This is a genomic window from Mesorhizobium sp. LSJC269B00 (assembly GCF_000502815.1).
Taxonomy (GTDB): Bacteria; Pseudomonadota; Alphaproteobacteria; order Rhizobiales; family Rhizobiaceae; genus Mesorhizobium.
In genome coordinates, this window is the sequence record NZ_AYVN01000001.1 from 303,932 (window position 1) to 329,878 (window position 25,947).

At 62.7% G+C, this 25,947-nt stretch carries 20 protein-coding genes; 7 read left to right on the top strand and 13 right to left on the bottom strand.

Annotation, left to right across the window (positions count from 1 at the left end; translation table 11 throughout):
• The first annotated feature begins 399 nt into the window (after window positions 1-399).
• The gene (locus X771_RS0133190) at window positions 400-1,440 is read left to right on the top strand and encodes a hypothetical protein (protein WP_023686303.1); all 1,041 of its coding nucleotides are present in this window, start codon (window positions 400-402) and stop codon (window positions 1,438-1,440) included.
• 42 nt (window positions 1,441-1,482) lie between these two features.
• Here the strand turns inward: X771_RS0133190 and X771_RS27730 are convergent, their stop codons facing one another.
• A complete protein-coding gene (locus X771_RS27730) occupies window positions 1,483-2,586 on the bottom strand; it encodes an acyltransferase (RefSeq protein WP_197031318.1) in 1,104 nt (367 codons plus the stop codon).
• Window positions 2,587-2,965: 379 nt separating this feature from the next.
• Here X771_RS27730 and X771_RS163265 point away from each other — a divergent pair, with 379 nt between their 5' ends.
• The 5 genes from X771_RS163265 to X771_RS163245 all read left to right on the top strand — a co-directional run bounded on the left by X771_RS163265 (window position 2,966) and on the right by X771_RS163245 (window position 9,178).
• A complete protein-coding gene (locus X771_RS163265; RefSeq protein ID WP_023671794.1) occupies window positions 2,966-4,228 on the top strand; it encodes a VpsF family polysaccharide biosynthesis protein in 1,263 nt (420 codons plus the stop codon).
• 218 nt (window positions 4,229-4,446) lie between these two features.
• On the top strand, window positions 4,447-6,060 hold the full coding sequence (locus tag X771_RS163260) for a GumC family protein (RefSeq protein WP_031197769.1): 1,614 nt from the start codon (window positions 4,447-4,449) through the stop codon (window positions 6,058-6,060).
• A 1-nt stretch (window position 6,061) separates the two neighbouring features.
• The gene (locus X771_RS163255; RefSeq protein WP_023683443.1) at window positions 6,062-7,168 is read left to right on the top strand and encodes a glycosyltransferase; all 1,107 of its coding nucleotides are present in this window, start codon (window positions 6,062-6,064) and stop codon (window positions 7,166-7,168) included.
• A gap of 238 nt (window positions 7,169-7,406) precedes the next feature.
• Window positions 7,407-8,066: a HemK/PrmC family methyltransferase gene (locus X771_RS163250; protein ID WP_084566697.1), complete on the top strand. Its 660-nt coding sequence runs from the start codon at window positions 7,407-7,409 to the stop codon at window positions 8,064-8,066.
• Window positions 8,063-9,178 (top strand): hypothetical protein, encoded by a 1,116-nt coding sequence (locus X771_RS163245; protein WP_023686308.1) that lies wholly within the window; start codon window positions 8,063-8,065, stop codon window positions 9,176-9,178. Before X771_RS163250 ends, X771_RS163245 begins: the two co-directional genes overlap by 4 nt.
• 133 nt (window positions 9,179-9,311) lie before the next feature.
• Here X771_RS163245 and nadE read toward each other — a convergent pair whose 3' ends face one another.
• The 4 genes from nadE to asnB are packed head-to-tail and all read right to left on the bottom strand — an operon-like array spanning window position 9,312 to window position 14,107.
• Window positions 9,312-10,316: an NAD(+) synthase gene (gene nadE / locus X771_RS163240; RefSeq protein WP_023686309.1), complete on the bottom strand. Its 1,005-nt coding sequence runs from the start codon at window positions 10,314-10,316 to the stop codon at window positions 9,312-9,314.
• Complete coding sequence (locus X771_RS163235) at window positions 10,313-11,860, bottom strand: AMP-binding protein (protein WP_023686310.1); 1,548 nt, start codon at window positions 11,858-11,860, stop codon at window positions 10,313-10,315. Before X771_RS163235 ends, nadE begins: the two co-directional genes overlap by 4 nt.
• Before the next feature lie 23 nt (window positions 11,861-11,883).
• The gene (locus X771_RS163230; protein ID WP_023686311.1) at window positions 11,884-12,144 is read right to left on the bottom strand and encodes an acyl carrier protein; all 261 of its coding nucleotides are present in this window, start codon (window positions 12,142-12,144) and stop codon (window positions 11,884-11,886) included.
• Window positions 12,145-12,169: 25 nt separating this feature from the next.
• On the bottom strand, window positions 12,170-14,107 hold the full coding sequence (asnB, locus tag X771_RS163225; RefSeq protein ID WP_023686312.1) for an asparagine synthase (glutamine-hydrolyzing): 1,938 nt from the start codon (window positions 14,105-14,107) through the stop codon (window positions 12,170-12,172).
• Window positions 14,108-14,405: 298 nt separating this feature from the next.
• Here asnB and X771_RS163220 point away from each other — a divergent pair, with 298 nt between their 5' ends.
• Complete coding sequence (locus X771_RS163220) at window positions 14,406-15,275, top strand: hypothetical protein (protein WP_023686313.1); 870 nt, start codon at window positions 14,406-14,408, stop codon at window positions 15,273-15,275.
• Window positions 15,276-15,482: 207 nt separating this feature from the next.
• Here X771_RS163220 and X771_RS163215 read toward each other — a convergent pair whose 3' ends face one another.
• The 8 genes from X771_RS163215 to X771_RS163180 all read right to left on the bottom strand — a co-directional run bounded on the left by X771_RS163215 (window position 15,483) and on the right by X771_RS163180 (window position 25,945).
• A complete protein-coding gene (locus X771_RS163215; RefSeq protein WP_023671784.1) occupies window positions 15,483-16,997 on the bottom strand; it encodes an aldehyde dehydrogenase family protein in 1,515 nt (504 codons plus the stop codon).
• Window positions 16,998-18,360: 1,363 nt separating this feature from the next.
• The gene (locus tag X771_RS163210; protein ID WP_023671781.1) at window positions 18,361-18,735 is read right to left on the bottom strand and encodes a YciI family protein; all 375 of its coding nucleotides are present in this window, start codon (window positions 18,733-18,735) and stop codon (window positions 18,361-18,363) included.
• A gap of 82 nt (window positions 18,736-18,817) precedes the next feature.
• Window positions 18,818-19,918 carry a DNA topoisomerase IB gene (locus X771_RS163205; RefSeq protein ID WP_023686314.1) on the bottom strand — a complete coding sequence of 367 codons (1,101 nt, stop codon included), beginning with the start codon at window positions 19,916-19,918 and terminating at the stop codon, window positions 18,818-18,820.
• Window positions 19,919-19,981: 63 nt separating this feature from the next.
• The gene (locus tag X771_RS163200; RefSeq protein WP_023686315.1) at window positions 19,982-20,743 is read right to left on the bottom strand and encodes a hypothetical protein; all 762 of its coding nucleotides are present in this window, start codon (window positions 20,741-20,743) and stop codon (window positions 19,982-19,984) included.
• Window positions 20,740-21,618 (bottom strand): glycosyltransferase family A protein, encoded by an 879-nt coding sequence (locus tag X771_RS163195; RefSeq protein ID WP_023686316.1) that lies wholly within the window; start codon window positions 21,616-21,618, stop codon window positions 20,740-20,742. The genes X771_RS163200 and X771_RS163195 overlap by 4 nt, the downstream gene beginning before the upstream one ends.
• Complete coding sequence (locus X771_RS163190) at window positions 21,611-22,546, bottom strand: glycosyltransferase family 2 protein (protein WP_023686317.1); 936 nt, start codon at window positions 22,544-22,546, stop codon at window positions 21,611-21,613. The genes X771_RS163195 and X771_RS163190 overlap by 8 nt, the downstream gene beginning before the upstream one ends.
• 101 nt (window positions 22,547-22,647) lie before the next feature.
• Window positions 22,648-23,532: a transglutaminase family protein gene (locus tag X771_RS163185; protein WP_023683456.1), complete on the bottom strand. Its 885-nt coding sequence runs from the start codon at window positions 23,530-23,532 to the stop codon at window positions 22,648-22,650.
• Window position 23,533: 1 nt separating this feature from the next.
• The gene (locus X771_RS163180; RefSeq protein ID WP_023686318.1) at window positions 23,534-25,945 is read right to left on the bottom strand and encodes a circularly permuted type 2 ATP-grasp protein; all 2,412 of its coding nucleotides are present in this window, start codon (window positions 25,943-25,945) and stop codon (window positions 23,534-23,536) included.
• Window positions 25,946-25,947 lie beyond the last annotated feature (2 nt).

The following is a 25,947-nucleotide window of genomic DNA, read 5'->3' on the forward strand; positions in this document are numbered from 1 at the left end:
ACTAATATTTTAATCATCGGCCACGCCGTCGCATCCCGGCGCTGGGAAAATGAGCTTTTCATGCGGTTGGGTGCGGCAGGTTATGGGGTCTCGAGTTGCCACGCGCCGGCGCCGGCGCCAACCGCTCGGGGGCTGGACACTGTCTTGGCGATCGAGAGCCGGCGTTTCGGTCCCTCGCTGGCGGGCCAGTCCGAGCCGTTGCCGCCCATCGATCGCGGCCCTCCGGACCTCGTCATAGATCTCACTGCCAGCGCAACGGGGCAAGACGCGCCAGTCCTGAGGCTCGAATTTTGCGGTCGCAACAGCTTTCCAGCCGGCGTTGCCGCAATGTTGGCGAGCGGACAATTGCCTGAACTTGGCGCTCGCCTCGATGGCGTTGTCGTGGCCCAGGCTAGACCGATGCTGGCAGACAGGCTCTGGCTATCTCGAAGCTGCAACGACCTGCTCGCCGGCGCCATGTCGCTGATCATGCAAACCGTCGCCCGCTTCTTTGCGGGCAAGCTTGTGCCGGTAAGCGACAACCCGGTGCCGATCCTGAAGAACGACAGTTTTGTTCGACACTATGTGCCCTTTTTCGGCAGGGCTTTGATCGATCGCGCCGTGCAAAAAATCAGGCGGGGACGACGCCCCTTCTATTGGCAGGTTGCCTATCGGGTGATCGACGGACCAGGCATCGCCGAAACCGGGCAACTCGACGGCAAACCGTTCACAGTCCTGCCGGACGATGGCCAACGCTTCTATGCCGACCCGTTCGTCTTCGAGGCCGACCGCCGCCATCATCTGTTTGTCGAGGAATTCCCCTACGCGACGAGTCGCGGCGTGATTTCCGTCGCCGAGCTCGGTGACGATGGCACTTTCGGTGTTCCAAGGGTTGTATTGGAGGAAGCGCACCACCTGTCGTATCCGCAGGTGTTCGCACACGATGGCGAGATTTTCATGATCCCCGAAAGTGGTTCGGCTCGCGAACTTGTGCTCTATCGCGCCGCGCAGTTTCCCGACCGCTGGGTCCGCGACACCGTGCTGATGGCGGACAGGGATTTCAACGACGCGACGCTGCTCGAATCCGACGGTCGCTTCTGGCTGGTTGGAACGGAGCGGTTCGGCTACGGCAGCGCGTCGGACACGATGGCGGTCTATTGCGCACCCTCGCTGCGCGGGCCATGGGTCGCCCATCCGCTCAATCCCATTGCCGTCGATCATTCGGCCACCCGGCCGGGCGGCGCCTTTATCCGCCACGACGATGCCCTGGTGCTGCCGGTGCAGAACGGATCGAGGGCCTATGGCGGTGGTCTGGGGCTGATGCGGCTTGAGCGACTCGACGCGTCCGATGTCCGTTTTGCCTCGCCCCGGCCGATCGGCGCGGGTCCGGCATGGGCACGCACGGGCATTCATACGCTTAACCGCGCCGGCAATGTCGAGGTCGTGGACAGCGCGGGCTGACTGAAGCGCTGAAAGCCGTGAGCGTCCCGTTGCGTGGCCTGCTTATTTGTTCTCCGTGGCAATATGAGGAAGCGGTGTGTTTCTCGTCTTCCTTCTGCCGTTCAGGGTCTGAAGAATCGGCTTCTCGATCGTCTCGTAAATCACCAGACTGACGAGGCAGGCTGCCACGATGCTGACCACCGACACCAACAATACCGTTGTCGGATGCTCGTATCCGACGGTGCGTCTGGCCAGGTACGCCACAGCGCCGATCACGAAGATATGCGACAGATAAAGCGCGTAGGAAGCGTCGCCCAACTGCTCGAGAAGGCTCCAGTGCTTGAGTTTCGGCTCCAGAATGAGGCTGAGATGAAGCAGGCCCGCCGCCCACATTGCTTGTCCCGCGAAGCTGATCTGACCCAAGAGCGGCGTACCGTCATCGACGAATGAAAGCACCACGCCTGCAGCGGTCATTACGCCGAATATCCAGGCATGGCGTATGTCGGAAGTGAAATCACCGTCCAAATAGCGCCGCCCTATCCACATGCCGATTACGAATGCCACCGGAGAAGGGTTGAGATAGAACTGGATAACAGGGTTGGTGGGAGCCAGCCACAGCCCGGCTATCCACATCGCAATGAAAAAGACCGTCAGCACAAATACGCGCGAGGTCACGGACAGGAATGCGAACACCGCAAAAGCGATATAGAAAAATACCTCGTAATTGAGCGTCCAGCCGAGTGAGAGGATTGGACTGGCGCTATCCCGTCCAGGCGCTTCGTGAACAATGAAGAGGAGCGACTGAAGATAGTGGGGCCATGTAAAGACGGTCTTCTGGAAGAGACTTGGCGCGAGCGCCGCCAGAACCGCGGCGAGGCTGGTGAAAAGCCAGTAAAGCGGGATGATCCGGATTGCTCGGCGTTTCAGGAAGGTGGCAGCGGAAAACGGACCATCTCCCGTAATATGGACCATTATGAAACCGCTGATGACAAAGAACAGAACGACGCCCAGGCGGCCCGCCGTCACAATAATCAGATTGTCCACGCCAATCTGATAGGAAAAGGCGTGTGCGAACAGAACCAGCAAGGCGGCGCAGGCGCGAAGATACTGAATCGAATAGAATTTCTTCACCTTGATCTCCTGCGCTTTGCCGGCGCCTGATGCCATTGTGCCGTCCACAGGCAGCGCGTCGGGCGCCGTGCAAAGCATCGCCATCAATACGACCGGCCAATTAAGTGTGGGTTACCGAGTTCACGAAATAGCGTAAATCCGGCTGCCGATGCATGTCGCGCAAGTGCATTGCGTGCATTCGTTCCCACGCGGCGCACTTTGGTGAGATTTCAATGAGCGGTGTCCGGCTTTTCGGCAAAGCTGACATGTGGCGACCCATGCCCGGCATCGCCACTGTTAAGATCGGGTTATCCATATTCCTTTACGTTCGTCCAGGAAAATGTACCCGGGGGCGCGTGCGTCCCCTGCCATCTCAATCGCAAGCCGCAACGCTGGTCGGATAATCGTGAGTGTCACCCCCACAGAGCAACAGTTCGTGACCGCGCAGGCCAGCCGCCAAGACGCCCTCACACTCCTGTTCTTTCTCCTCGCGGCCTTCGCTTTCCTGCTCCGCTCGACCATCTCTCCGCAGTTGATGAATATGGTGATGTCCTATTCGACGGAGGGGGGGTCGTTTCCCGAAAAGCTGCATATCGGGACCTATGCGATCTTTCTGCTGCTTGTCGTCATCGCCACGACCCGGCCAATTCGGCTCGAAGGCGATGAAGTCAGGCTGTTCAAGGCGACATTGTTATATTCGCTGCTGCTGTTGTGGCTGGTGCCTTATCTCTTCGTGATAGGCCGTGCCGGCTCGGCCGGCTTCATAATCGATTCCTATCTGGTCTCTTGTGCCGCGGCGATGATCATGCTTGCCCTGGGTGACCATGTGCGCAGGGCGCTTGGCAATGTCATCGTCGGCATGATCGTCCTCAGCGCCATCATCGGAACGATCGAGGCCGTCACCCAGCATCGATTCCTGCCCTATCCCCTCGTTGAGCTGGACTTTCGGCCGATCGGACTGTCGGCCCATCCGCTGGCGCTGGGCGCGCTTTGCACCACCGCCATAGGTTTCGTTGCATTGACGCGGTGGCGTATCTGGGTGTGCGCGCTTTGCATCTTCATTCTCTTCATCGGCACGGCCGCTTCGGGCGCGCGCACCGCCCTGCTGCTCGCTTGCGGCGAGATCCTGTTCCTGCTCGTGTTCCTGCCTTGGCCGGACTTGTCACCCAGACATCAACGCCAGGCCAAACTCCTGGTGCTGATGCTGACGCTGGCCGGTGGCGCCATACTGATTGCGATACTCTTTTCGGCGGGGCTGCTGAACCGCTTCAGCAACACGCTCTTTGATCAAAATTACGACGCGCGCGTCAAGATCTACGATGTATTCAAGTTTGTTGAATGGAGGGACATCCTGCTTGGCATGAATCCCAACGAGTTGTTGAAGATCGTCAACGAAAAGCTCAACCTCCCCTTCATCGAAAGCACGCCGGTCGTTCTTACGCTTTTGTTCGGCCTGCCGATCGCCCTGCTCTTCGCCTTTGCTTTCTTCCGGTTCCTTTTCAAGCTCCTGCGCAATACGCCTCGGGCCGCCCATATCGCAGCGGCCGCGTCCATTCTCGCGGCATTGTCAAACAATGCCCTTTCTTCGAAGGCGCCGGATATCATGCTGCTCGTCATCTTGTTGCTCGCTTATCGAAAGCCGGATGGGCGCCAAACCGGCACGCCCCTTCAAGGCCAACCAGCATCAACAGCGACATGACGCCAAGCCCGCTCCTTGCGGGTGCCCTCGCGACGACCTCTTGTATTTCCATTTGAAACGCCTGCACGCTTTGCCAGGCTACGACGGGCGTGGCAGAATACCGACCAAGGGTGGATAGATCGCTGTTCCGGAACGCGCCTGACACGCCTGGAAAATGAAATGTTAACGATGTTTCCGTAAAGCAGGCTGTGCGTATTGAATATTAAAGGGTTAGCATGATGTCCGCCGCTTCCGGTCCTCCTCCAGCCGCGGCCGCCGCCGGCATTAGCCCCTATGAACGGATCGAAAATGCGCGGCGCGCCAGCAGGCCAAAGCCGCAACAAACCGCGCCGATCATGGCACATGCGGCGGCACCCGCTGTAACGTCGGCCCCTGTAACGTCGGCCCCTGTAACGTCGGCCCCTGTGTCGCCTGCACCCGTGGCGCCGCCTGTAGCCGAGCCCGTCACGACGGTGACGCTCAACAAGATCGGAACCTTTCTCGAACTCGATTTCGGGCGTCTGTTTGTCTGGCTGCGCGCCGGCCTCGCTCTGGTATGCCTGCTGGCAATAGCCGGCGGGATCATCGGCGGTGCCTACGCTCTGCTGAGCAAGCAGCGCTACACCGTGACCACGGACATCCTCATCAATCCCGCCAATCTTCAGGTTGTTCCGAATGATCTTTACCCGCAATCGGCCCAGGTCGATGGACAGCTGCTCAGCGCGCGCAGCAAAGAGCGCATCTTGACCTCGGGCAGCGTGCTTTCACGTGTTGTAGACGATCTTGACCTGGCCAGTGACCCGGAGTTCTTCGACGCGGACCGAAGCCGCACAGGGACGGACGGCGCCAAACCCGACCCAAAGCTTACCGCCCTGAAGAACCTGGCGGAACGGGTTAGCAGCATCGCGGATGAAAAGTCGTTTGTCACGACCTTGATGGTATCGGCGGAAACCCCCGCTAAGGCGATCCTGATTTCGCAGGATATCGTCAAGACTTTCCAGGAAGAGCTGGCCAGCGCCGAGGCTTCCGGCGCCAGCCGTGCCGCGGCCGCGCTGGACGGGCGGCTGGGCCAGCTCAAGAGCGATGTGCAGGCGGCCGAAGAGAAGGTCGAGGCCTATAGGCGCAGCCACAATCTGGCCACCAGCAATGGGCAGCTTGTTTCCTCGCAAACCATGACCCAGCTCAACGGCCAGATCGTGGAGACGCAATCGCGCGTCATCGCCGCGCAGGCAAGTTACGACGCCCTGCTTGCCGCCGGCGCAAACGGCACCAATTCCGGTCCCGCCACGTCGGAGGCGCTTGTGGCGCTGCGCGCAACGGCCAACGGCCTGCGCCAGCAGATCGATTCGCAGTCGATGACCTTTGGCCCCCGTCATCCGTCGATCGTCAGGCTTAAGACGGAGTACAACACGGTCAGCGCGCAACTCAGCGCCGAATACGCGCGCACCCTGCGCCTGGCGAAGGTCAATCTCGATGCCGCCAAAACCTCGTCGGCCTCCCTCAATGCCAAGATGAATGACTTGAAGGGCAACGTGTTCTCGGATAGCGATTCCGAGGTCGCCTTGCGTGAGCTTGAACGTGACGCCGCGTCGAAGACGGCTATCTATGAGAGCTTCCTGTCGCGGGCACGCCAGATAACCGAGCGCGAACAGATCGACAGCACCAATGTGCAGGTGATTTCCACCGCAGTGCCGCCAAAGGGCCGTTCATGGCCCCCGCGCACCGTCGTGATGATCGGCCTGGGGGCCATTGGCGGCATGATCCTCGGCATGTTGCTCGCCATTACCCTGGGTATCGTGCGCGACATGCGGCTTCCGCCGAACCGCCCGGATGTCATTGCCAGCCGCGCCTGAAATGGCGAAGCGGATTGTCTTTCACATTGCCAGCCTCAGGGGCGGCGGCGCCGAGCGTGTGTTCGTCCTGATAGCGAACGAGCTGGCATCGCGCGGCCACAACGTCACGCTTTTTACCTGGAACGCGCAGGGGCCCAATGCCGCCCTGCTTTCGCCTGCCGTGCATCTGGTCGATTTCGGCCTCCCCATTCGCGGCGAGGGTTATGGCAAGTGGGCGACATTGAAAGGCATCGTGCGAAGCGCGGGCCTGCTTGGCCGCCTTTCTCCCGACGCGATCTACAGCGCCCCGGAATTCGCCAATCTGGTCGTGGCGCTGGCGCTTTCCCTCGCGCGAAGCAGGGCGCGGTTCTTCCCGAGTTTCCACGCCGCCGCCTCATTGCCTTCCGGCAGCCTTGGCGCGAAAATGGCGGTCTGGCTTTCGGCCCTGGTTGCGGCCCGCGCCACCAGGGCCATCGCGGTTTCTGAGGGTGTCGGCGGCGATCTTGTGGCCCGAGGCTTCCCGAAATCCAAGGTCGTGGTCATCAACAACCCGCTGCCGCCGGCTGCGGCATCCCAGCAACGCTCCTACGCCTGGCAGGCAGAGCTCGCGGCGATGGGCGACGGCCCCGTCATCATCACCGCCGGACGCCTGGTGCCGGTTAAGGATCATTGGACGTTGCTGCGGGCCTTCGCTGTGCTGCGCGCCGGCCGCCGGGCCCGGCTTGTCATCTTCGGCGAGGGTCCGCTGGCCGACGAGCTGCGCGCCTATGCCGAAGAATCCGGTATCGGCGCAGACGTTCTGTTTGCGGGCTATGTCAATGATCCGGCGGCCTGCTACGCAGTAGCTGACTTGTTCGTCCTATCATCGACCAGCGAGGGCTTCGGCAATGTTCTGGTCGAGGCCATGGCAGCGGGGATTCCGGTGGTCTCCACGGACGCGCCGCACGGCCCGCGCGAAATACTTGATGACGGCCGCTTCGGCGCCCTGGTGCCGGTCGGCGATGCCGCGGCTCTGGCAGTGGCGATGGCCAGAATGCTCGACCAGCCGACAACCGCCGCGATCCTGAAAAGCAGGGCGGCGGACTTCGAAATTGAAAAGATCGGAGACCGGTACGAGGCGTTGCTCTGAATTAGCGCATGGATCGGCTTGCGGCGGCACAGGAATTCGCCATTGATGGGACAGGACGCCGCCAACATAGGCCGGTTACTCCCAATCCAATCATGATCTTTAACATCAATTTACCCGGAGTTGGTAACAACAGGGAACCCGCGTTTTATCCTCAGGATAGGGATTTTCCTTGCCGCAGCATCACAGCCTTCCTGCCGGCCGTGCAAACGATCGCAATTGGCCGCGATTGCACCGCTTCATGCGGGTTGAGCTGGAACTCGCGCCTGACGTCCTGGTGCCGCGAGCCGAAACGGAACTGCTTGGCCGGACGGCCGCGGCCATTCTTGGCGAACAGGCGCACGAAACGATCCTGATCGACATGTGCTGCGGCAGCGGCAATCTTGCCGTGGGCATCGTCAGCGGATGTCCTCGGGCTCGGGCATGGGCGGCGGACCTGACCGACAGCACGGTTTCGCTTGCCCGCCGCAATGTTGTGCGCCTCGCCCGGCAGGACAGGATCAAGGTCCGGCAAGGCGACCTATTTGCCGCGATCGAGGGTGACGGCCTCCGCGGCGCTGCCGACATGGTTGTGTGCAACCCGCTCTATATTTCCTCATCCCGTCTCGATAGCGAAAGCGCGCATCTGTTGGAGAACGAACCTCGGGAAGCTTTCGACGGCGGCCCTTACGGTATTTCGATCCTCCAAAGGCTGGTCCGGGATGCCGCAGCTTTCCTCAAGCCAGGCGGATGGCTGCTATTTGAGTTCGGCGAAGGTCAAGATCGGCAGATAGCAACCCTTTTATCGAGAACGAAATCCTACGAAACCCCAACCTTTGCCGTGACGGCCGACGGCCAGCCCCGTGTCGCCATGGCGCGCAAACATGGTGGCCGGGTTCCCGGAACCGGGAGCCCGGCGTGAGCGTCGTCCGCGCCCTCGATCAGGCCGACCTTGCGGCCGTCGCGGGCATGTTTCAACGCATGCTGCGCAAGAAGCGGGGGCCAGCGCCGGCCTCCCTCGTCGATTACATGAGGCGGTTTTATCTGGACGCACCCGACTGGGGCAGCAGGCTCCGTTCGCTTGTCCATGTCAATGACGCCGGCCAGGTTTCCGGGTTCGTCGGCGTTCATGCGCTGCCAATGAAATTCAACGGCCGGCAGCTCTACGCTGCCATCTGCAGCTCGCTGATGGTCGAGGATCACGAGACCGATCCGATGGCCGGTGCCCGCCTGTTGAAGGCCTTCCTCGATGGTCCGCAGGACATCTCCTTCAGCGAAACCGCCAATGATACGTCCGTGAAACTGTGGACGCGGCTTCGCGGCGTTGTGCTGCCGCAATACAGCCTTGACTGGGTTCGCGTGATGCGGCCGGCGACCTTCATGCTCAGCCTTTTTGCCAATCACATGAAGCTTGCCTGGATGTTCAACCCGCTCGCCCGGATCGTCGACCGGCTCTACCTTCGCAAAATGAAGGGCAGTCAACGACGCTGGACCGGCGTCGTCGCCAACGCATCGAGCCGGGGGGCATTTCGGACCTCCGAGATCGACAGCGGCAGCTTTGCGGGGCTGCTGGAGCCGCTTTGCGCCCAATTTCCGCTACGTCCGCAGTGGGCGGAAGGTCAGCTCAACCATATTCTGGGCGATGCGGCGCAAAAGCCGGATTTCGGAGAGCTTGTCTACGTGTCGGTGGCATCGCCGAACGGCGCCAATGTCGGCGCTTTCGCCTATTACGCGCGACCGGACGGGATCGGCCGCGTGCTGCAGGTCCTCGCTCTTCCCGGCCAGGCCGGGCCGGTGATCGATTGCCTGGTCGAGCATGCCGCCCGGCGCGGTGTCTCCGGCTTGCGCGGCCGCGTCCAGCCCGCGCTTCTGGACGCCATGCTTGTAAGACGCATAGCCTTCATACCGGTCGCCTCGACCGTCGTGCATTCACGCGATCCCGAGCTTCTCGATGCCATGAAGAACGCGCAGGTCTTTCTGAACGGGCTTGCGGGCGAGCAGTGGAGCCAGTTGATCGGCGGCCGCTTCACCTGAAGCGTTCCGCCTACAGCAATTCCAGGAAAGGGTGCGCGGCTTTCCGTCCGGAATTGCGTAAAGACAAGAGCTTAGTATTCTTTCATGCATGTCGTATCGCAAGACCGGATCACTTTTGCTCGATATGCATAGGTCAGGAGCCGACTTCGTCCACGCCGTCAACGAGCTGCGGGCGCAGGTGCAGATAGCGCGTTGCCTTTCGCTTGGCGGCGATGTCGGCCCAGACGCGTTCGATCTGTGAGGCGGTCAATCCCGCCGCTTGCCCTACCACCTCGGCGGACACGCCGTTGTTGAGGCCGTAGAGACACAGATCCATCCGATCGTAAGGCAGGGAGAAGTAGAATTCTTCCTGCGTCTGCGCCAGCGAGTAGGTGTCGGTGGTCGGCGGCCGGTTGCGGACCTCTTCCGGAATGCCGAGATAGGCGGCTAGCGCATAGACCTGCGTCTTGTAGAGATGCGCGATCGGCTTGACGTCGGCGGCGCCGTCGCCGTTCTTGACGAAGAACCCCTGATCGTATTCCAGCCGGTTCGGTGTGCCGAGCACGGCGAAGTTCAGCCGGTCGGCATGATAATATTCGATCTGCTTGCGGGTGCGCTGCTTCATGTTGGTGGCGGCAACGATGCCGAGATAGACCGCCACCGGCATCCGCAGTTTCGTCTGCTTGCCTTGCGGGTCCTGCACCACCAGCGAGGAGATGTTGTAGCCCTCGCCTTCGAGCACGTTCGCGATCACGATCTTCGAGGCCCAGCCCTTGCCATAGTCCGGGACCATTTCGCGGATGAAGGCGTCGCGGCGTTCATAGCAGCCCATTGCCCGCAGGGTCGGCCCGATATCCTCCACAACGGCCTCGACGACGAAAGTGTCGGCGACCAGATGGCCGAGTCGCAGGCTTTCGGGGTCGGAATCGCTTTCCGGCATGAGCACGCACAGCACATTCTGGTGGCCGACGGCACGCGCGGCCAATGCAGCCGAAACGCTGGAATCTATACCGCCCGAAAGACCGAGCACGAGGCCGCGCTTGCGAATGCCGCGCAACTGCTCGCGCAGGGCCGCCACGATCCTGTCCGTTTCGGCGGCGGGATCGATGACCAGGGCTTGCGTGAAGGCCGGCGCATCCTGGGTTGAGCCGATGTTCATTGCTCGGCCTCCATCATCTCAGCCGCGAGCCGGCGGCTGACCTTGCCCGACTCCGTCTTCGGTAATTCGCTGCGGAACTCTATGATTTTGGGGACCATGAAATCCTCCAGGTGCCGCGCGCAGTGACGAATGATGTCCTTTCCGCCAAGCGCCGGATCGGACCGCACGACGAGCGCGCCAATCGCATGCCCCAGCACCGGATCCGGCACGCCGACGACCACCGCTTCCGCGATACCTGGATGGGCGTGGAGCACTGCCTCCACTTCCTTGGGGGCGACCTTCTCGCCACGCGTCTTGATGATATCGTCCTTACGCCCGACAAAATAGAGAAAGCCGTCCTCGTCGGTCTGGAACAGGTCGCCCGTATAGAGCACCTTTTCCCAAGGGTTAGGCCCCGGCCGGAGCGCTCGTTCCGTCGCGGCCTGGTTGCGCCAATAGCCCTGCATGACGTGCGGACCGCGGATAACGAGCTCACCTGCCACGCCCGCCGGCACGCGTTGTCCAAGGTCGTCGACGACAAAGGCTTCCGTGTTGGGGATGGCTATGCCGACCGACCCTGGCCGGCGGTCAAGTTCCTCGGGTGGCAAATAGGTGCAGCGCTTGCATTCGGTCAGCCCATACATCGAATAGATCCGGACGCCGGGCAGCAGCGAGCGCAGGCGTTCTATGTGGGCTGGCGGCAAGGCGGCCGCGGTGTTGGAAATATAGCGGAGGCTGGGCAGGAAACCCGGCGCCAGATCACGCATCTGCAGGATCATCGCCGCCATGGTAGGCACCAGCGGAAGGCCGGTGACGCCCTCTTTGCGGATGCGTTCGAAGATCTCGTGCGGGAAGGCGAAGGACTTCTCGAGCACCAGCGTAGCCCCGAGCCTGACTGCCATCAGCAACTGATAGAGGCCATAGTCGAAGGCAAGCGGGAGGACGTTCAGGATGATGTCGTCCGGCGCGTTGCGCAGATAGGTGGCGATCGACCCCGCGGCAGCGTCGCAATTGCGATGCGTCATCATCACACCCTTGGGCCGGCCGGTCGAACCTGACGTGTAGATCAGCATCGCAAGGTCGACGTCGATGCCGCGATGGTTCACCTCCGCGCCATCGAACGTCAGGCAGTCAGTCAGGGACGCGGCCCCTGCCGGGCATTGCCCATCGGCCCCAGGGGTGGAAGCCACGAAGATGCCGGTCTTGCCTTGCGATGCGCAGGCTTCAGTGACCACGGGCACCAGCTTCGCCTGCGTCAGGACCGCCCTGGCGTCGCAATCGGCGATGACGTAACCGAGCTTGTCGGCCTTTGTGGAGGGGTTGATCGGACTGAAGGTCGCACCTGCCTTGAGTGCGGCAAAGATCGATACGGCGGCCTCCCAGCAATTGTCCATGAAGATCAGAACGCGGTCGTCGCGCCTGATCCCATTCATGAAGAGAGCGGTGGCCAGCCGGCTCGAAAGGTCGTCGAGTTCTTCGTAGCTCAGCCTTTTGCCCCTGGTGACCAATGCCGTCTTGGCCGGGTGGGCAGCAGCCTTCGCCACCAGAAAATGCTCGATCCGCACGGGACGTTCCTCGCCGTTGGCGCTTACGCTGCCAGCGTTTGTGCTCTCGCCTCGATGAAGGACGAGATGCGGTCAAGCGAGTCCAGGTTGGTCGGAACGATGTCGGCATCCACCATCGCGATGCCGAAATTGTCCTCGATGAAGGCCACCAGCTCAAGCACCGCAGTCGAGTCGATAATGTCGTTCTCGATCAGCGAGGCTGAATCCGACAGTTTGTAGGAGGTGTCGCCGAACAGGAAGTTGTCGACGATAAAGCTTCTGACCCTGTCCTTGATTGCCGTCATCGTGTCTTTCCTTTTCCTCGCCGTCTCAGGCCGCTCTTGCCGCGCCGACCGCTTGGCCGGCGAAATTCTTCTGCCACAGCTGCGTCGACAGAATGCCGACGAAGGCGGCGTTGTCGCGAAATCCGGTCGCGGTCTCCATGCGGCATTTCTCGTGGAGCTTGGCCACCGCCTTGGCGTTGAACAGGCCGCCGGCGGTAATGCTCGCCTCGCCCAGGCAGTCACGAACATAGTCTAGTTCCTCCGCCCCGACGAAGGAGCGGGCCTCCGGGGCGCGGTAAGGTTGCTTGGTGCGTTTACCGATCGCCGCCGGAAGGTGGTGCCTGGCCACCTTGCGCAATATGTGCTTCTCCATCAGGCCTTTCAGTTTCATCTCCGGCGGAAGTCTTGCCGCGAACTCTACCACGCGATGATCCAGGAAAGGAAACCGCCCTTCGATGCCGTGCGCCATGGCCATCCGATCGCCTTGGCTGGAGAGGATGTAGCCGGGCAGGAGGAAGCGGGTTTCGAGATATTGCGCCTGATGCAGCGGATGCCATAGGGAAAACGCCTCGGGTAGGCGGCTGGTCAGCTCTTCAGCTGCGTCATAACCCTTCAACGTCGCGCGCAGGTCGCCGGAAAAGAAGATTTTCGCCGCCGCCGTGGTCTTGAAGCGTGGCCGATGCGAGAACAGCGGATCGTCGAGGGCAGCGTTGCTGGTGCCGAAGAAGGCAGCCAGATACTCCACCGATTGCTGTTGCAGGCCCGGCAGATACGGGTAAAGCCGGCGGAACAGCTGCGGCCTTATGCGCGATGTGGGCTGCCGCCCGCAGAACCGGCGGACACGCGCCTCCTTGAAGACGTCGTAACCGGCGAAGACCTCGTCGGCGCCTTCACCCGTCAGCACCACCTTCAGGCCGGCCTGGCGAACCAGGGCGGACAATTTGTAGAGTGGCGCTGGCGCCGTGCGGATGATCGGCCGCTCGGCAAAGCGGATGACGTCAGGAAAGACGCTGGCGATATCGCGGGCGCCGCATTCTATGGCGTGGTGGCGCGTGCCGAGCGCCGAGGCCATTTCGGTCTGAAAGGCGCTTTCGTCATGCTCGGCGCTGTCGAAGGTTACGGAAAATGTCTCCAGTCTCCGAGGAGTCATGCCGGCGGCAAGCGCCGAAACGAGCGACGAATCGAGCCCTCCGGAAAGATAGGAACCGACCGGCACGTCGGCCCGCATGCGAAGCCTCACCGCATCGGTCAGAAGGGCTTGCAACTCCTCTGCCGCGCGGTCCTCGTTCGTGATCTTCGACGGCTCATCACGATGCGGATAGTCCAGGTGCCAGTATCGTCTGACCGTGACCTGCCCCTGCGTCGCGATCATCACACTTGCCGGTTCCAACTCGTGGATATTGCGGAACGCCGTGCGCGGAGCGATCGGCGCCCACAGCGTAAAGATCTGATCCAGCGCAATCGGATCAATTTCAGCGGAGACGCCCGGGACCTTCAACAGGGCTTTGATCTCCGAGGCAAAGTAAAGCACCCCGTCATTACTTGTGTAGAAGAGCGGCCGGACACCCATCCGGTCTCGTGCAAGCACCATTCGTCGCTGCCGATTGTCCCATATCGCCAAGGCGAAATCACCGTTCAGGAGAGACAAGCAGTCTTCGCCCATCTCCTCATAGAGCTGAAGGATGACCTCTGTGTCGCTCGACGTCCGAAAGTGTCGGCCCTTGGCGATCAGCCCTTCGCGCAGTTCTATGTAGTTGAAAATCTCACCGTTGAACGCAATCGTCAAATTGCCGGCCTCGTCGGACATCGGTTGCTGGCCATCGCCGATGCCGATCACCGACAGCCGCGCATGCCCGAGCCCGGCATCGGGTGCTACGAATTTCCCTTGCTCATCCGGCCCACGATGGGCAATTGCGGCTACCATGTGCGTGAGCAAAGCTTCCGCATCCCGGATTGACCCGAAATAACCCCCGAATCCACACATCCCTTGAACTCATATTGAACGCTAAGGAACGGAACATAACCTCGATAGTGGCATCTGAGGTTAATCCGATATTTTCACCGAGCATGTGGTTAACAAGAAGTTTGCCACGATGTGGTCTTCGTGGCTAGGACGCGATGGCTCTCCTTCACCTCGCGGTTGCGGCCGTAATAGCCGGAACGATAGCCCAGGCTCGCTCTAGGCCTTTTTTCCGGGTTGGCATGGCTGGACACGGGCAGCTAAGGCTGGAAATGTGATTGCACGTCTTCGCTGCCGGGGGGCTGGCCGGAGGACGAGGAGGATGGGGCTGAATTTCGAATATATTGCCGGCCATCCGGCGCTGCACCGTCATGTCGAGGCGCAGTCGAAGGCGCTGCTGCATATCTATGAAACGAGCCCACGCCTGGCCGCCGTGTTCGCCACGCAACAGCGCTGGTTGCTGGCTCACACCGGCCTAGCCCTGCATTTCGCCCGCGACCCGCGCGATCCCCGCACGGAACTGACACTGGCCCGCTTCATCGATGCCGTGCTTCACTATTCCGTCGCCAGCCGCAACACGGCCGAAGCCTTCATCAAGGAGATGCTGTACTATCACATCATCGAATACCTGCCGCACACCGGTGATGGACGAGCCCATCCCTTTCAGGTGACGGCAGCGACGCTGAAGGAATTCGATGGCTGGGTGGTTGCGCATCTGCGCACGCTCGACGGTCTCGACGGCGGCGACCGCCTCGCCGCCTTTCTCGAGCAGCACGGCATGATTGCCAGGCTGCAGCCGCTGGTGGCGGAAGGCCTGCTCTCCTCCAACCCTGTGCGTGAGCCCAAGCAGACGTTTTCGCTGTTCATCTGGCTCAACAATGGCGGCATCGTCATGGATTGGCTGATGTCTGGCATCGATCCCGACAATGCCGGCCTCGACCGGATCCCGACCAGCGTGGTTTCGATCGGCGAATTCGCCAGTTGGCTAAAACTCTCGCGCACCCATCTTGCGCGCAAATTGCGCGACGCCGAAAAGCTCGGCAGCGTCGGCTGGCTAGGCCAGCGCGGGCATTCGGTGATGTGGGTGTCGAACAGCTTCTACCAGGAATACATGACCGTCCAGGCCGCCAAGCTTGCCGTTATCGATGCCGCGTTCGAAGCCTGCCGACCGGCGTCGCCGCACGCTGGCTGAACGTTCGGCGCAGACGCTGTTGCGCAGCCGATCGTGCCGACCGCGAGGACCCGTCCGGGCGCATGGCCGAGGTGGCCTTTCCGCCGTCGGGATACGGACATCTGGACAGCGGGGGCGAAGCCTGAAAGCGGAACGATCCGCGCGAGCGGCAGCGATCCGCCCGACGAGTTCGGGTGGATCAACTGGTCAAAGGCCGGGCGCAGCATCTCAATCGATGTCGAATGACACGCCCTGCGCCAGCGGCAGCGCCTTGGAATAGTTCACCGTGTTGGTGGCGCGGCGCATATAGGCCTTCCAGGCATCGGAGCCGCTCTCGCGGCCGCCGCCGGTTTCCTTCTCGCCGCCGAACGCGCCGCCGATCTCGGCGCCCGACGTGCCGATGTTGACGTTGGCGATGCCGCAATCCGAACCATCGACGCCGAGGAAGCGCTCGGATTCCTGCAGGTCGCGGGTGAAGATCGACGACGACAGTCCGGCGCCGACCGCATTGTGCTCGTCGAGCACGGCATCGAAATCGGAGTACTTCATTACATAGAGGATCGGCGCGAAGGTTTCTTCGGTAACGGGAGCCACCTGCTTCGGCATTTCGACCAGCGCCGGATGCACGTAATAGGCATCGGGATGGCCATTCTCGACCCGCGAACCGCCGGTCAGCTTGCCGCCGTGAGCGGTGGCTTCCTTGAGCGCCTTCTGCATGGCGTCGAAGGCCGCCTTGTCGATCAGCGGCCCGACGAGCGAAGACGTCTCCAGCGGATTGCCGACCGAGACGCTCTCATAGGCCTTCTTCAGCCGCGGCAGCAGCGCGTCATAGACGCTGTCATGCACGAACAGGCGCCGCAGCGTCGTGCAGCGCTGGCCGGCGGTGCCCATGGCGCCAAAGGCGATGGCGCGCAGCGCCATGTCGAGATCGGCGGTCGGGCAGACGATGCCGGCATTGTTGCCGCCGAGTTCGAGCACGGCGCGGGCAAAGCGCTTGGCCAGACGCGGGCCGACATCCCGGCCCATGCGGGTCGAGCCGGTGGCCGAAACCAGCGCCACCTTCGGGTGGTCGACCAGGATCTCGCCGACGGAGCGGTCGCCAATCAGCACCGGTGCCAGGCCCTGCGGCGCATCCGCGCCGAAGCGCTTGACCGCGCCGGCAAAAATCGCCTCGCAGGCGAGCGCCGTCAGCGGCGTCTTTTCCGAAGGCTTCCACACCACGGCGTCGCCGCAGACCAGCGCCAGCGCCGCGTTCCACGACCACACCGCGACCGGGAAATTGAAGGCCGAAATGACGCCGACGACGCCGAGCGGATGCCAGGTCTCCATCATGCGATGTCCCGGACGCTCGGTGGCGATGGTTAGACCGTAGAGCTGGCGGGAAAGGCCGACGGCGAAATCGCAGATGTCGATCATTTCCTGGACTTCGCCGAGGCCTTCCGACGGGATCTTGCCGACCTCGATCGACACCAGCCGGCCAAGCTCGGTTTTGTGCGCGCGCAACTCCTCACCGAGCAGCCGCACCAGTTCGCCGCGCCGGGGACCCGGCACCATCCGCCAGGCCTGGAACGCCGTGTGCGCGGCATCGATGGTCTTGGCCGCATCGGCCGGCGAAATCGTCTTCAGCGCCGCGATCTGTTCACCCGTCACCGGGCTGCGCACGACGAGGTCGCCGCCGGTCAGCGCGTCCTTGGCCACACCCAGTTTCGCCAGAAGTTCGGCCGTTTCCTTCGCTATCGTCATTTTTATCCCTTTCAGATCCGCTCGCCATCATAGGGCGGCGGTCGAGCCTTGGCGCCATTATCGCCCGCATGCCGCGGGCGCTGTCATGGCGTGCCATTACTCGTTTCAGGGGAAAATCGCCACCCCGGCATGGTCCAAGCCGAGATTGCACGATTGAGCCAGAGGAGGAACAGGCTTAGTGCGCTGTCTTCGCCGGCGCCTTCACGGCTCCGTCTCGCATCAGCCGGTCGATATGCATGCGGATATGGGCGGCTTCCGCTGCCGTGTTGGCCAACGCAATGGCGCGATCGAAGGCGACACGCGCCTCTTCGCCACGGCCGAGCTGCATCAACAGACCGCCCTTGAGGCCGAAGAAGTGGAAATAGCCGGACAGCCTCTCGCCAAGCGGCTCGATCATGGCGAGGGCAGCTTCCGGCCCGCGCACCTTGGCGACCGCAACCGCGCGGTTCAGCGTCACCACCGGCGAAGGTTGCATCGCCTCCAGCAGGCTGTAGAGCAGGTCGATCTCGGTCCAGTCGGTCTCCTCGGGGGTTGCCGCCCGCGCATGAAGGGCGGCGATCGCCGCCTGCACCTGGTAGGGTCCGGGCTTCTGGTGGCGCAGGGCCTTGTCGACCAGCGCCAGGCCTTCGTCGATCATCTTGCGGCTCCACAGCGAGCGGTCCTGGTCGTCGAGCAGCACGATCTCGCCATTCTCGTCGAAGCGGGCCGGCGCGCGCGCATGCTGCAGCAAAAGCAATGCCGTCAGACCCATGATCTCCGGCTCGGTCTGGAACAAGATCGGAAGAGCGTCGTGTAGGGAAANGGAGTTCAGACGTGTGCTCTTCCGATCTCTCGACCGCTCCGGGCGTCTCGAACGGCACGCCGGCATCGGCAATGCGCGCCTTGGCGCGCGTGATGCGCTGTTCCATGGCGCTTTCGCCGACCAGGAACGCACGCGCGATCTGCTTGACTGTGAGACCGGAGACGATGCGCAGCGCCACCGCGATCTGCTGCGTAGGCGGCAGATCCGGATGGCAGCAGATGAACAAGAGCCGCAATATGTCATCGCGGTAGTGCGCGCCGTCCAGCCGTTCGGCGATATCGCTCTCGGCATCTTCCAAGTCCGAGATCTGGTCCTCTTCCGGCATTGGCGCCTGCTTGGCGCGCTTGCGCACCGCGTCGATGCCGGTGTTGCGGCCGACAAAGATCAGCCAGGCCGCAGGATCGCGCGGCGGCCCGTTCTGCGGCCAGTTCTTGAGTGCCCTCAGGCACGCGTCCTGGAAAGCTTCCTCCGCCGTATCGAGATTGCGGAAATAGCGCAGCAGCGCACCCATAGCCTGCGGGCGGGCAGCGCTGATCGCCGAGCTTATCCAGGCGAGGTCTGTCATGTGGCTACTCTGGTTGGGTTGAAGACGGAAACCGGTCGGATCTCATAGGATCCGCCGCTGGGATTGACCTCGGAAAGCTCGCGCGCGAAGTCGACGGCTTCGTCGAGATCGGCGCATTCCAGCGTGTAGAAGCCGAGGAACTGTTCCTTGGTCTCGGCAAACGGGCCGTCGATGACGACCGATTCGCCCTTGACCTTGCGCAGCGTCGTCGCGGCGGTGGTGGGCAAAAGCCGCGCCACCGGCCCAAGCCGGCCGGCTTGAGCATATTTTTCCTGCACATGCATGAGCTTTGCCATGACCTCGTCATCCTGTGCCTTGCTCCAGGAGGAGACGACATCTTCGGAGGCATAGCAGAGGATAGCGTAGAGCATGGGACGTCCTTTTCTGTCTCAAAGGACGAAACAGTAGGGCCTGTGCCGACATGGCGTCGACAAAAAAGTTACGCCATTTTTGTCAGCCTTCGCTTGCCTTCAACCATCTCAGCACAAGAGCCTCTTCATCATCGAGACCGTCGATCGCTCGCTTGCGCTTGTTGGCCTCGGTCATTTCGCTAAGCAGCCGCCCTTCCACCCAGGCTTCGAAAACCTGTGGATGGATGTAGCATTTGCGGCAGACGGCGCGTGTGTTGCCGAGCCGCTCGGCCACCTTGTCGATGACCGCGTTCATCACACGCTTGGTCTGCGCCTGGCTTTCGGGAAGCTCCGTCCGCGCAAACAGCGACGCGGCATGGATGGTGCCGCCCCAGGTGCGGAAATGCTTGGAGCTGAAATTGGCGCCGATCGCGTCGCGGATATAGCGGTTGACATCGTCGGAGCGCACTCCATGCCGCTCGCCGTCCTCGTCGAGATATTGGAACAGTTGCTGCCCCGGAATATCCTGCGCGCCGCGCACGACCCGGGCGATGCGGCGGTCGACCAGCTTCAACTTCCATTCCTTGCCGGACTTGCCCTTGAAGGCAAAGCGCAGGCTGGATCCCTTGATGTCGACGTGGCGGTCGCGTAGCGTCGTCAGCCCAAAGCTCTTGTTGTCGCGGGCATAGGCGGCATTGCCGACCCGGATCATCGTGTTGTCGAGCAGCCAGACAATTGCCGCCACGACGCGCTCGGCCGGCAGGCCACGGCGGCGCAGATCGGCATCGATCCGGCGGCGAAGCTCCGGCAGGCTTTCGGCAAAGGCGACAAGGCTGGAGTATTTGGCGCCGTCGCGCTCGGCGGCCCACAGCGGATGGTAGCGGTACTGTTTGCGCCCGCGCTGGTCGCGGCCGGTCGCCTGGATGTGGCCGGCGGGATCGGGCGAGATCCACACATCCGTCCATGCCGGCGGAATGGCCAGCGCCTTGATGCGGGCAATGGCTGCCGCGCCGACGGCCTGTCCTTTCGCGCCCTTGTAGGAAAAGCCTTCGCCCGCCTTCAGGCGCCGGATCCCCGGCTCGCTGTCGCTGATATAGGTGAGCGAGGCCTGTTCGGCAGCGGTCTGCGCGCCGTTCTTCGGCGCTCCATCGTCCCCCTGTCCGGCAGCCGACCGGCCGGATGGCGTCCCAGATTTGTCAAGCATGCCCGCTCCACGAGATTTTTCTCGTAGATAAGCGCCAGGCCGACTGCTGGTTCCACCCCGTTGCTATGGAATGTGGTCGGGTCCACCAATGGTGGCACCAGCCGGCACGGCCATCCAGAGGCCGCCATCGTCGACGTGAGGCGGATGGTAGTCGCGCCCGGGCGGAATCTGTTCGAACACGGCCCCTGCCTCATCGGCAAGGTAGTCATAGCCCACATCCTGCAGGAGCCCCTTTGGATCAAGGTGGTGGTAGAGATTGCGGCGGGCGATCCGCCGCTTCGGCTCCATCATCTTTAAATGATAGAGGTTGAGCCCGCTGTTGCGGGCCTTGAAACCAAGATCGGGAGGATACCAGAGCCCGTGCAGGTCCTCTGGTCGGTACTTCGCCGGATCGTAGGCTCTGAACAGACGATACTGGAACTTTTCGGCCCACAGCCCGTCGACCCGGTACTCGGTCGGCGAATACAATTCGCGGAGCCGGAACCCCCAGGCCATACGCCTGTAATCACCCGTCAGCTGTCCGATCCGCTCCGCGGTACCGCGTTCCAGCCGCTCATCGGGATCAATAGCCAGGATCCAGTCGGCGGCAGCTTCATGCGCTGCGTCGAGCAAGATCCGCCGCCGCTGCGGCTCGCTGCTGAACACGCCGGTCGCCCCGCGATCGTCATAGGCAATCCAGCCGTCAACGACCGGATCGATATTGGTGATCAGATCGGCAACCAGATGCGCGTCATAACGATAGCTGAAAACTGCGACCGTTCTCTGGCGCGTCCAGAACAGTCGGCTCCGTCGCCAGCGTCGAGGCTTGATTTGGCTCGTTATCATTTTCTTGTTGCCGCTTTCACGCGATTTCGCACGCCAATATAGACACCCACGGATTTGACCAGCAGGGCAAGCCAGACAATTGGCATCGACATCATCGCGAAAGTTCGATCCCGATCGGAAAGCCCGATCTTCGCCAGCTTGCGGGCATTCCGCCGATCGCGAAACGTGTCGCGAAAACACCGAAACGGAGTGTTCAGGGCAGACGCTGCGAGGTAATCGCCGCGGCGACAGCCGCGCCTGTACTGATCGGCAAGCAATCTGGACAGCCGGGTTTCGTTGCGATGAACGGTTTGCACCTTAGGCTCCCACACCGGCTGCAGTTCCTGCGGCAGCCGCCCCAGGAATTCGGTGTCTTCGGCAGCAGGCATGGTTTCATCGAACAAGCCAAATTCATCGAACAGCCGCCGATCGAACGACACGCCGTAACGCAGCGCACGATCCGACGGCAGACCGGGAAGCCGTCGCATGAACATGATCAGATGAGCCGCACAGGCGATCAGATTGCGCGGATGGCTATTCACCATCGCGCTCGCCACGGCGCGGTCGCCAGCCAGATGCCGCTGCATCCGTGCCTCGGCCCAGCCCGAACAGGCGAGGCAATCATCGGCAAGAAAGGCAACGAAAGGCGCTTTGGTGGCCGCAATGCCGAGGTTGCGGGCTGCGCCTACAAACAGCCTTCGACCGACCTCGATCACTGGCACCTTGACCCCGGCGCCGGTCAGCAGCGCCAGGACCTCGCCTCCGCCCGAGTTGACCACCCTGATCTCGAGCGGCTCATCCTGATCCAGCAGGGATGTCACCGCCTCGACGATTTGAGCCGGCGCGCGATAGCCGATGACAATGACGGCAAGCTGCGGCGGGGCTGATTCAGGCACGTTGCAACTGGACGCGCGGAGAGGAAAACCAGCGCCGCAGCGCCAGCTTCAGCTGGTAGCGCCTGCAACGCCAGGTGTTCGACCGCACCTTCGGCGCCGCCGCCGCGATCCTCAGGAACCGCGCCGCCGTCTCCAGATCGCCGCGCGCATAGTGAACCCGGGCGATCTTGAGGGCGACCAGCCCCTCCCTGGTCTTTAGCGACGACAGTGGGATGCCACAGTCAGTCAGCTCGCGCAGCGCCAGCCGCCAGTCGAGAAAGCGGCGCACCGGCCTGGTGATGAAGCGATCATCGGAACGCACTGCCGAAACGTGGTAGATCATGACGGGATGCACGATCAGGGCAAGCGACGCCCTGCCCATCAGCCTGGACCAGAACAGCGTGTCCTCGTCATAGGCAAGCCCGGTCGGGAAGCGCGTGTCGCCGACGACGCGCCGGGAAACCAGCGCACTGCCCACGGCGATCGAGCGAATGTGACCTTCCAGATAGGCCGAGGCATTGGCTATACCGTCTTCTATGTAGCCGGCTGGAAGCTTGAGGTTCCGGTTCTCGCCATCGGTGCGCCGACGGTAGGCGCCGATCACCATGTCGGCGGCCGGTTGCTCCCCCGCCCGGACCAGCATCGACCGCAGCCCGCCCTCCAGATGCAAGTCGTCGGCGTCGATCAGGTAGATCCAGGAGCATTGCGCCTGCGCCAGCGCCACATTGCGGGAGCCGCCCGCGTCCCGGCAGCTGCTCTTGAGCACGCGCAACGGCAACGAGAATTGCGTGGCGGCATTCAGCGCGGCTTCTGCCGTCCCGTCCGAGGAGGAATCGTCGACCAGCAGCACCTCGCCGATAACCTCGGCTTCGGAACGAAGCGAGGCCAGCGTGGCCGCAATGGTTGCCGCCGCATTGTGCGCCGGGATGATGACACTGATTGCCGTCAATACCGAACTCCGCATCAGCATGCCTGCCGACCGATCCTCCCCGAAGTTTCGACCGAGCATAACGGGCATGGCCGTTGTTGAGAAGCTGTGCTTCGAGGCTGTCAGGCCTTCTCGAGCGCGACCGGGATGACGTCGACGGCCTGGTCGCCGACCTGGCCGCCGGTGGTTTTCAGCACGCCGACGATCGGAGCCACGTCGGAATAGTCGCGGCCATAGCCAACGGTGATGTGGTCGTTGCTGGCCCGCATGCCATTGGTCGGGTCGAATTCCTGCCAGCCGGCATCGCGCCCACACCACACCTTGACCCAGGCATGCATGGCATCGGCGCCTTCGAGCCGCGGCTTCCCTTTCGGGGGAATGGTGCGCAGGAAGCCGCTGACATAACCCGCAGGAATACCTAGCCCGCGCAGGCCGGCGATCATGATGTGGGAGAAGTCCTGGCACACGCCCCGCTTCAAACGGAAGGCATCGCTGGCCCCGGTACGCACCGTGGTCGCTTCCCCGTCATAGGTGAAGTCGCGGTGGATGCGGTTGCACAGATCGATGGCCATGCCGACCGTCGAGCCGCCGGCGCTGTCGCGGGCATAGGCGGTGATCGCCGCATCGATGCCGGCATGATCGCTGGCGGCGAGAAAGTGATGCGGTGCATCCGGCGCCAGTGACCGTACGGCGCCGAGTTCTTCCCGCAGGCGCTGCAGATCGGGCGACACGTCGAGCCCAGGCTCCGGCCGTGACACCGACACGCGCGCGCTCATTCTGATGTCGAGCCCGTCATGGACGTCGCGAAAGGCGATCGCGGTGACATTGTTGCCGAAGAAATCGGCAAAATCCGTGCGCTCCGATGGGGTCGGCACAAACGAAAGCGAGGCCGCGATCACGCGCTGCACGCCGGCAATGGTCGGCGGCAATACACGCACCTGATGCCGGCTGCCACCGGCCGCGGCGTCATAATCGTAGCTGAGATGAAGCCTGATATCGTACAGCATGTTAACCGAAATACGCTTTAGCCAGGCTGCTATAGAGGTTGCCGATCTCAGTTGCGAGATCGTCCAGCACCTCCGCCGACATCTCCGATGGCTCCATGACGGCAATTGCCGTGTTGAGCTGCAGGATTTCCTTGGCCGCGACCGACATATGCCCCTCCGGCCCAACCGATGGCAACAGGCCGATCTCCGCCTTCAGCCGTTCGAGCTGGAACAGGATCGAGCGCGGGTTGAGTGGGTCGAGCGCCAAGAGGTCGATCACCGTGCGCCGTCCGGCCCGCACCGGATATTGCCGGCGGTGGGTCATGACGCTGTCGCCGATCTCCAGCATCATGTCGAGCGAGCCGTCCGGCGCACCGGACCTTGTCAGTCGGGCTAGCGTACGGGCGATCTGGATGCCGCGCTCGATCCGCCGGCCGATCTCGAGGAAACGCCAGCCGGTGAAACGGTACATATTCTCGTGCAACAGGCCGGAGAAACCGGCGAGCTTGCGCAGCATGACCGTCATCGCCCGTGTCGCGTCGTCACCCGGCGCCACCGTGGTGGCGAACTGATGAATGGTCTTCGACAGGTCCTTCAGCGCCAGCCAGCCATCGGGCGAAAAGCGGTCGCGGATCTGTCCGGCGCTGTAGACGGCGCTGTCCAGCGTGCCGATCAATCCGGGCGGAATGGCCGCTTCGAGATCGATGCCGAAGGGTTCGAGATAGTCCCTGATATCGGCGAGCAGCAGCATGTCAGGATCGGACGTCTCGGCCAGCCGCACATGATAGGCGCGCAGGATACGCACCGTATCTTCCGAACGCTCGATATAGCGGCCGAGCCAGGTCAGGTTTTCCGCCGCGCGGCTGGGCAGGCTGCCCGGCATGGTGCGGACGAAGCTGTCATGCTCCTGCGGCAGCAGCGTCTCGCGCTCGACCGACCGGTCGCTGACCACCCAGACGTCGGCCGCCTGGCCGCCGCGCTGCATGGCGATGGCCGTCGGGTCGAGCGAAAGGCCGACACGGGCGAAACCGCCGGGCATTACCGTCCAGCCATCGGGCGTGCGCGCGAGATAAACGCGCAGGCTTGCCGGCCGTGGCTCCAGCCAGCCGCCGACATAGACCGGCGTCGTCGACAGCGTCACCGCTTCCTGGCCGACGAAACCGCTGCCATCGCTCTCGATGCGCGCGATCAGCGCGATGCGTTCCTCCGGCGTCAGTGCCGAACCGAGCCTGGTCTGGCCGTCATCCTCAAAGGCCAGCCGCGTCGACAGCGCCGGACCGATCACCATGCGATCGATATTGGCAAGCACATGGGCCCGTTCGGTTGCTTGCCCGCACCACCAGGTCGCCACGCTTGGCAACAGAAGTTCTTCGCCGCGCAATGCGCGCGAAATCTTCGGCAGGAAAGCGAGCAGCGCCCGGGTTTCCATCAAGCCCGAACCCAGCGCATTGACCGTCGAAACCGTGCCGCGGCGGATCGCCTCGACCAGCCCCGGGGTGCCGATATGCGAGTCTGGCCGCAGTTCCAGCGGATCGGCGAAGGCGGCATCGAGCCGCCGCCACAGCACGCTGATCGGCATCAGCCCCGAAACCGTGCGCACCATCAGCTTGCCGCCGGCGACGGTCAGATCCTCGCCCTCGAGCAGCATGATGCCGAGATAGCGGGCGATATAGGCGTGCTCATAATAGGTCTCGTTGAGCGGCCCCGGCGTCAGAATGGCGACGCGGCCGTCATTCTCCTTCGCCATGCCGATCAGAGCATCGCGAAAGCGACGGAAGAAACCGGCCAGGCGATGCACATGCATCTCGCCATAGATGTCGGACAAAGCCCGCGTCGCGGCGACGCGGTTTTCCAGCGCAAAGCCGGCGCCCGACGGTGCCTGCGTGCGGTCGCCCAGCACCCACCAGCTTCCATCCGGTCCACGGCCGAGCTCGAAGGCGCAAAAATGCAGGAAATGACCGCTGGCCGGCATGGTGCCGACGACGGGGCGCAAATATTCGGGGCTCGCCGCAATCAGGCCTGCCGGCAGGATTCCCTTCTCGATCAGCCGGTTCGGCCCGTAAATATCAGCGACTATCTCCTCGAAAAGCTCGGCGCGCTGGACGAGACCGGCGCTGATCCCGGCCCATTCCTTGTCTTCGATCAGCAGCGGGATATGCGCCAGTGGCCATTCGCGCTCGTTGGCGCCGGCCTTGTCGTAGACGCGATAATAAACGCCGGCGTCGCGCAGATACTGGTCGGCGCGGGCAAAGCGCTGGCCCAGCTTTTCGGGACCCAGCTCCTCCAGCGCCTCGATGAAGGGCGCCCAGGCCGGACGCGGATGGCCCGAAGCATCGACCATCTCGTCGACGACGCCGTCAATCGGCTGGTAGTGCTCCAGCAGACTGTGCCTCAGCGGCTTGCCGCGGACCTTTTTCTGATTCCCCTTTGCCATCG

What these genes read in the sequence shown, in the direction of transcription:
- X771_RS0133190 (WP_023686303.1), top strand. Translation starts at nt 400, where the DNA reads ATGCTGGCAGACAGGCTCTGGCTATCTCGAAGCTGCAACGACCTGCTC.
- X771_RS27730 (WP_197031318.1), bottom strand. Translation starts at nt 2,586, where the DNA reads ATGGCATCAGGCGCCGGCAAAGCGCAGGAGATCAAGGTGAAGAAATTC.
- X771_RS163260 (WP_031197769.1), top strand. Translation starts at nt 4,447, where the DNA reads ATGTCCGCCGCTTCCGGTCCTCCTCCAGCCGCGGCCGCCGCCGGCATT.
- X771_RS163255 (WP_023683443.1), top strand. Translation starts at nt 6,062, where the DNA reads ATGGCGAAGCGGATTGTCTTTCACATTGCCAGCCTCAGGGGCGGCGGC.
- X771_RS163250 (WP_084566697.1), top strand. Translation starts at nt 7,407, where the DNA reads ATGCGGGTTGAGCTGGAACTCGCGCCTGACGTCCTGGTGCCGCGAGCC.
- nadE (WP_023686309.1), bottom strand. Translation starts at nt 10,316, where the DNA reads ATGAACATCGGCTCAACCCAGGATGCGCCGGCCTTCACGCAAGCCCTG.
- X771_RS163230 (WP_023686311.1), bottom strand. Translation starts at nt 12,144, where the DNA reads ATGACGGCAATCAAGGACAGGGTCAGAAGCTTTATCGTCGACAACTTC.
- asnB (WP_023686312.1), bottom strand. Translation starts at nt 14,107, where the DNA reads ATGTGTGGATTCGGGGGTTATTTCGGGTCAATCCGGGATGCGGAAGCT.
- X771_RS163220 (WP_023686313.1), top strand. Translation starts at nt 14,406, where the DNA reads ATGGGGCTGAATTTCGAATATATTGCCGGCCATCCGGCGCTGCACCGT.
- X771_RS163215 (WP_023671784.1), bottom strand. Translation starts at nt 16,997, where the DNA reads ATGACGATAGCGAAGGAAACGGCCGAACTTCTGGCGAAACTGGGTGTG.
- X771_RS163210 (WP_023671781.1), bottom strand. Translation starts at nt 18,735, where the DNA reads ATGCTCTACGCTATCCTCTGCTATGCCTCCGAAGATGTCGTCTCCTCC.
- X771_RS163205 (WP_023686314.1), bottom strand. Translation starts at nt 19,918, where the DNA reads ATGCTTGACAAATCTGGGACGCCATCCGGCCGGTCGGCTGCCGGACAG.
- X771_RS163200 (WP_023686315.1), bottom strand. Translation starts at nt 20,743, where the DNA reads ATGATAACGAGCCAAATCAAGCCTCGACGCTGGCGACGGAGCCGACTG.
- X771_RS163185 (WP_023683456.1), bottom strand. Translation starts at nt 23,532, where the DNA reads ATGCTGTACGATATCAGGCTTCATCTCAGCTACGATTATGACGCCGCG.
- X771_RS163180 (WP_023686318.1), bottom strand. Translation starts at nt 25,945, where the DNA reads ATGGCAAAGGGGAATCAGAAAAAGGTCCGCGGCAAGCCGCTGAGGCAC.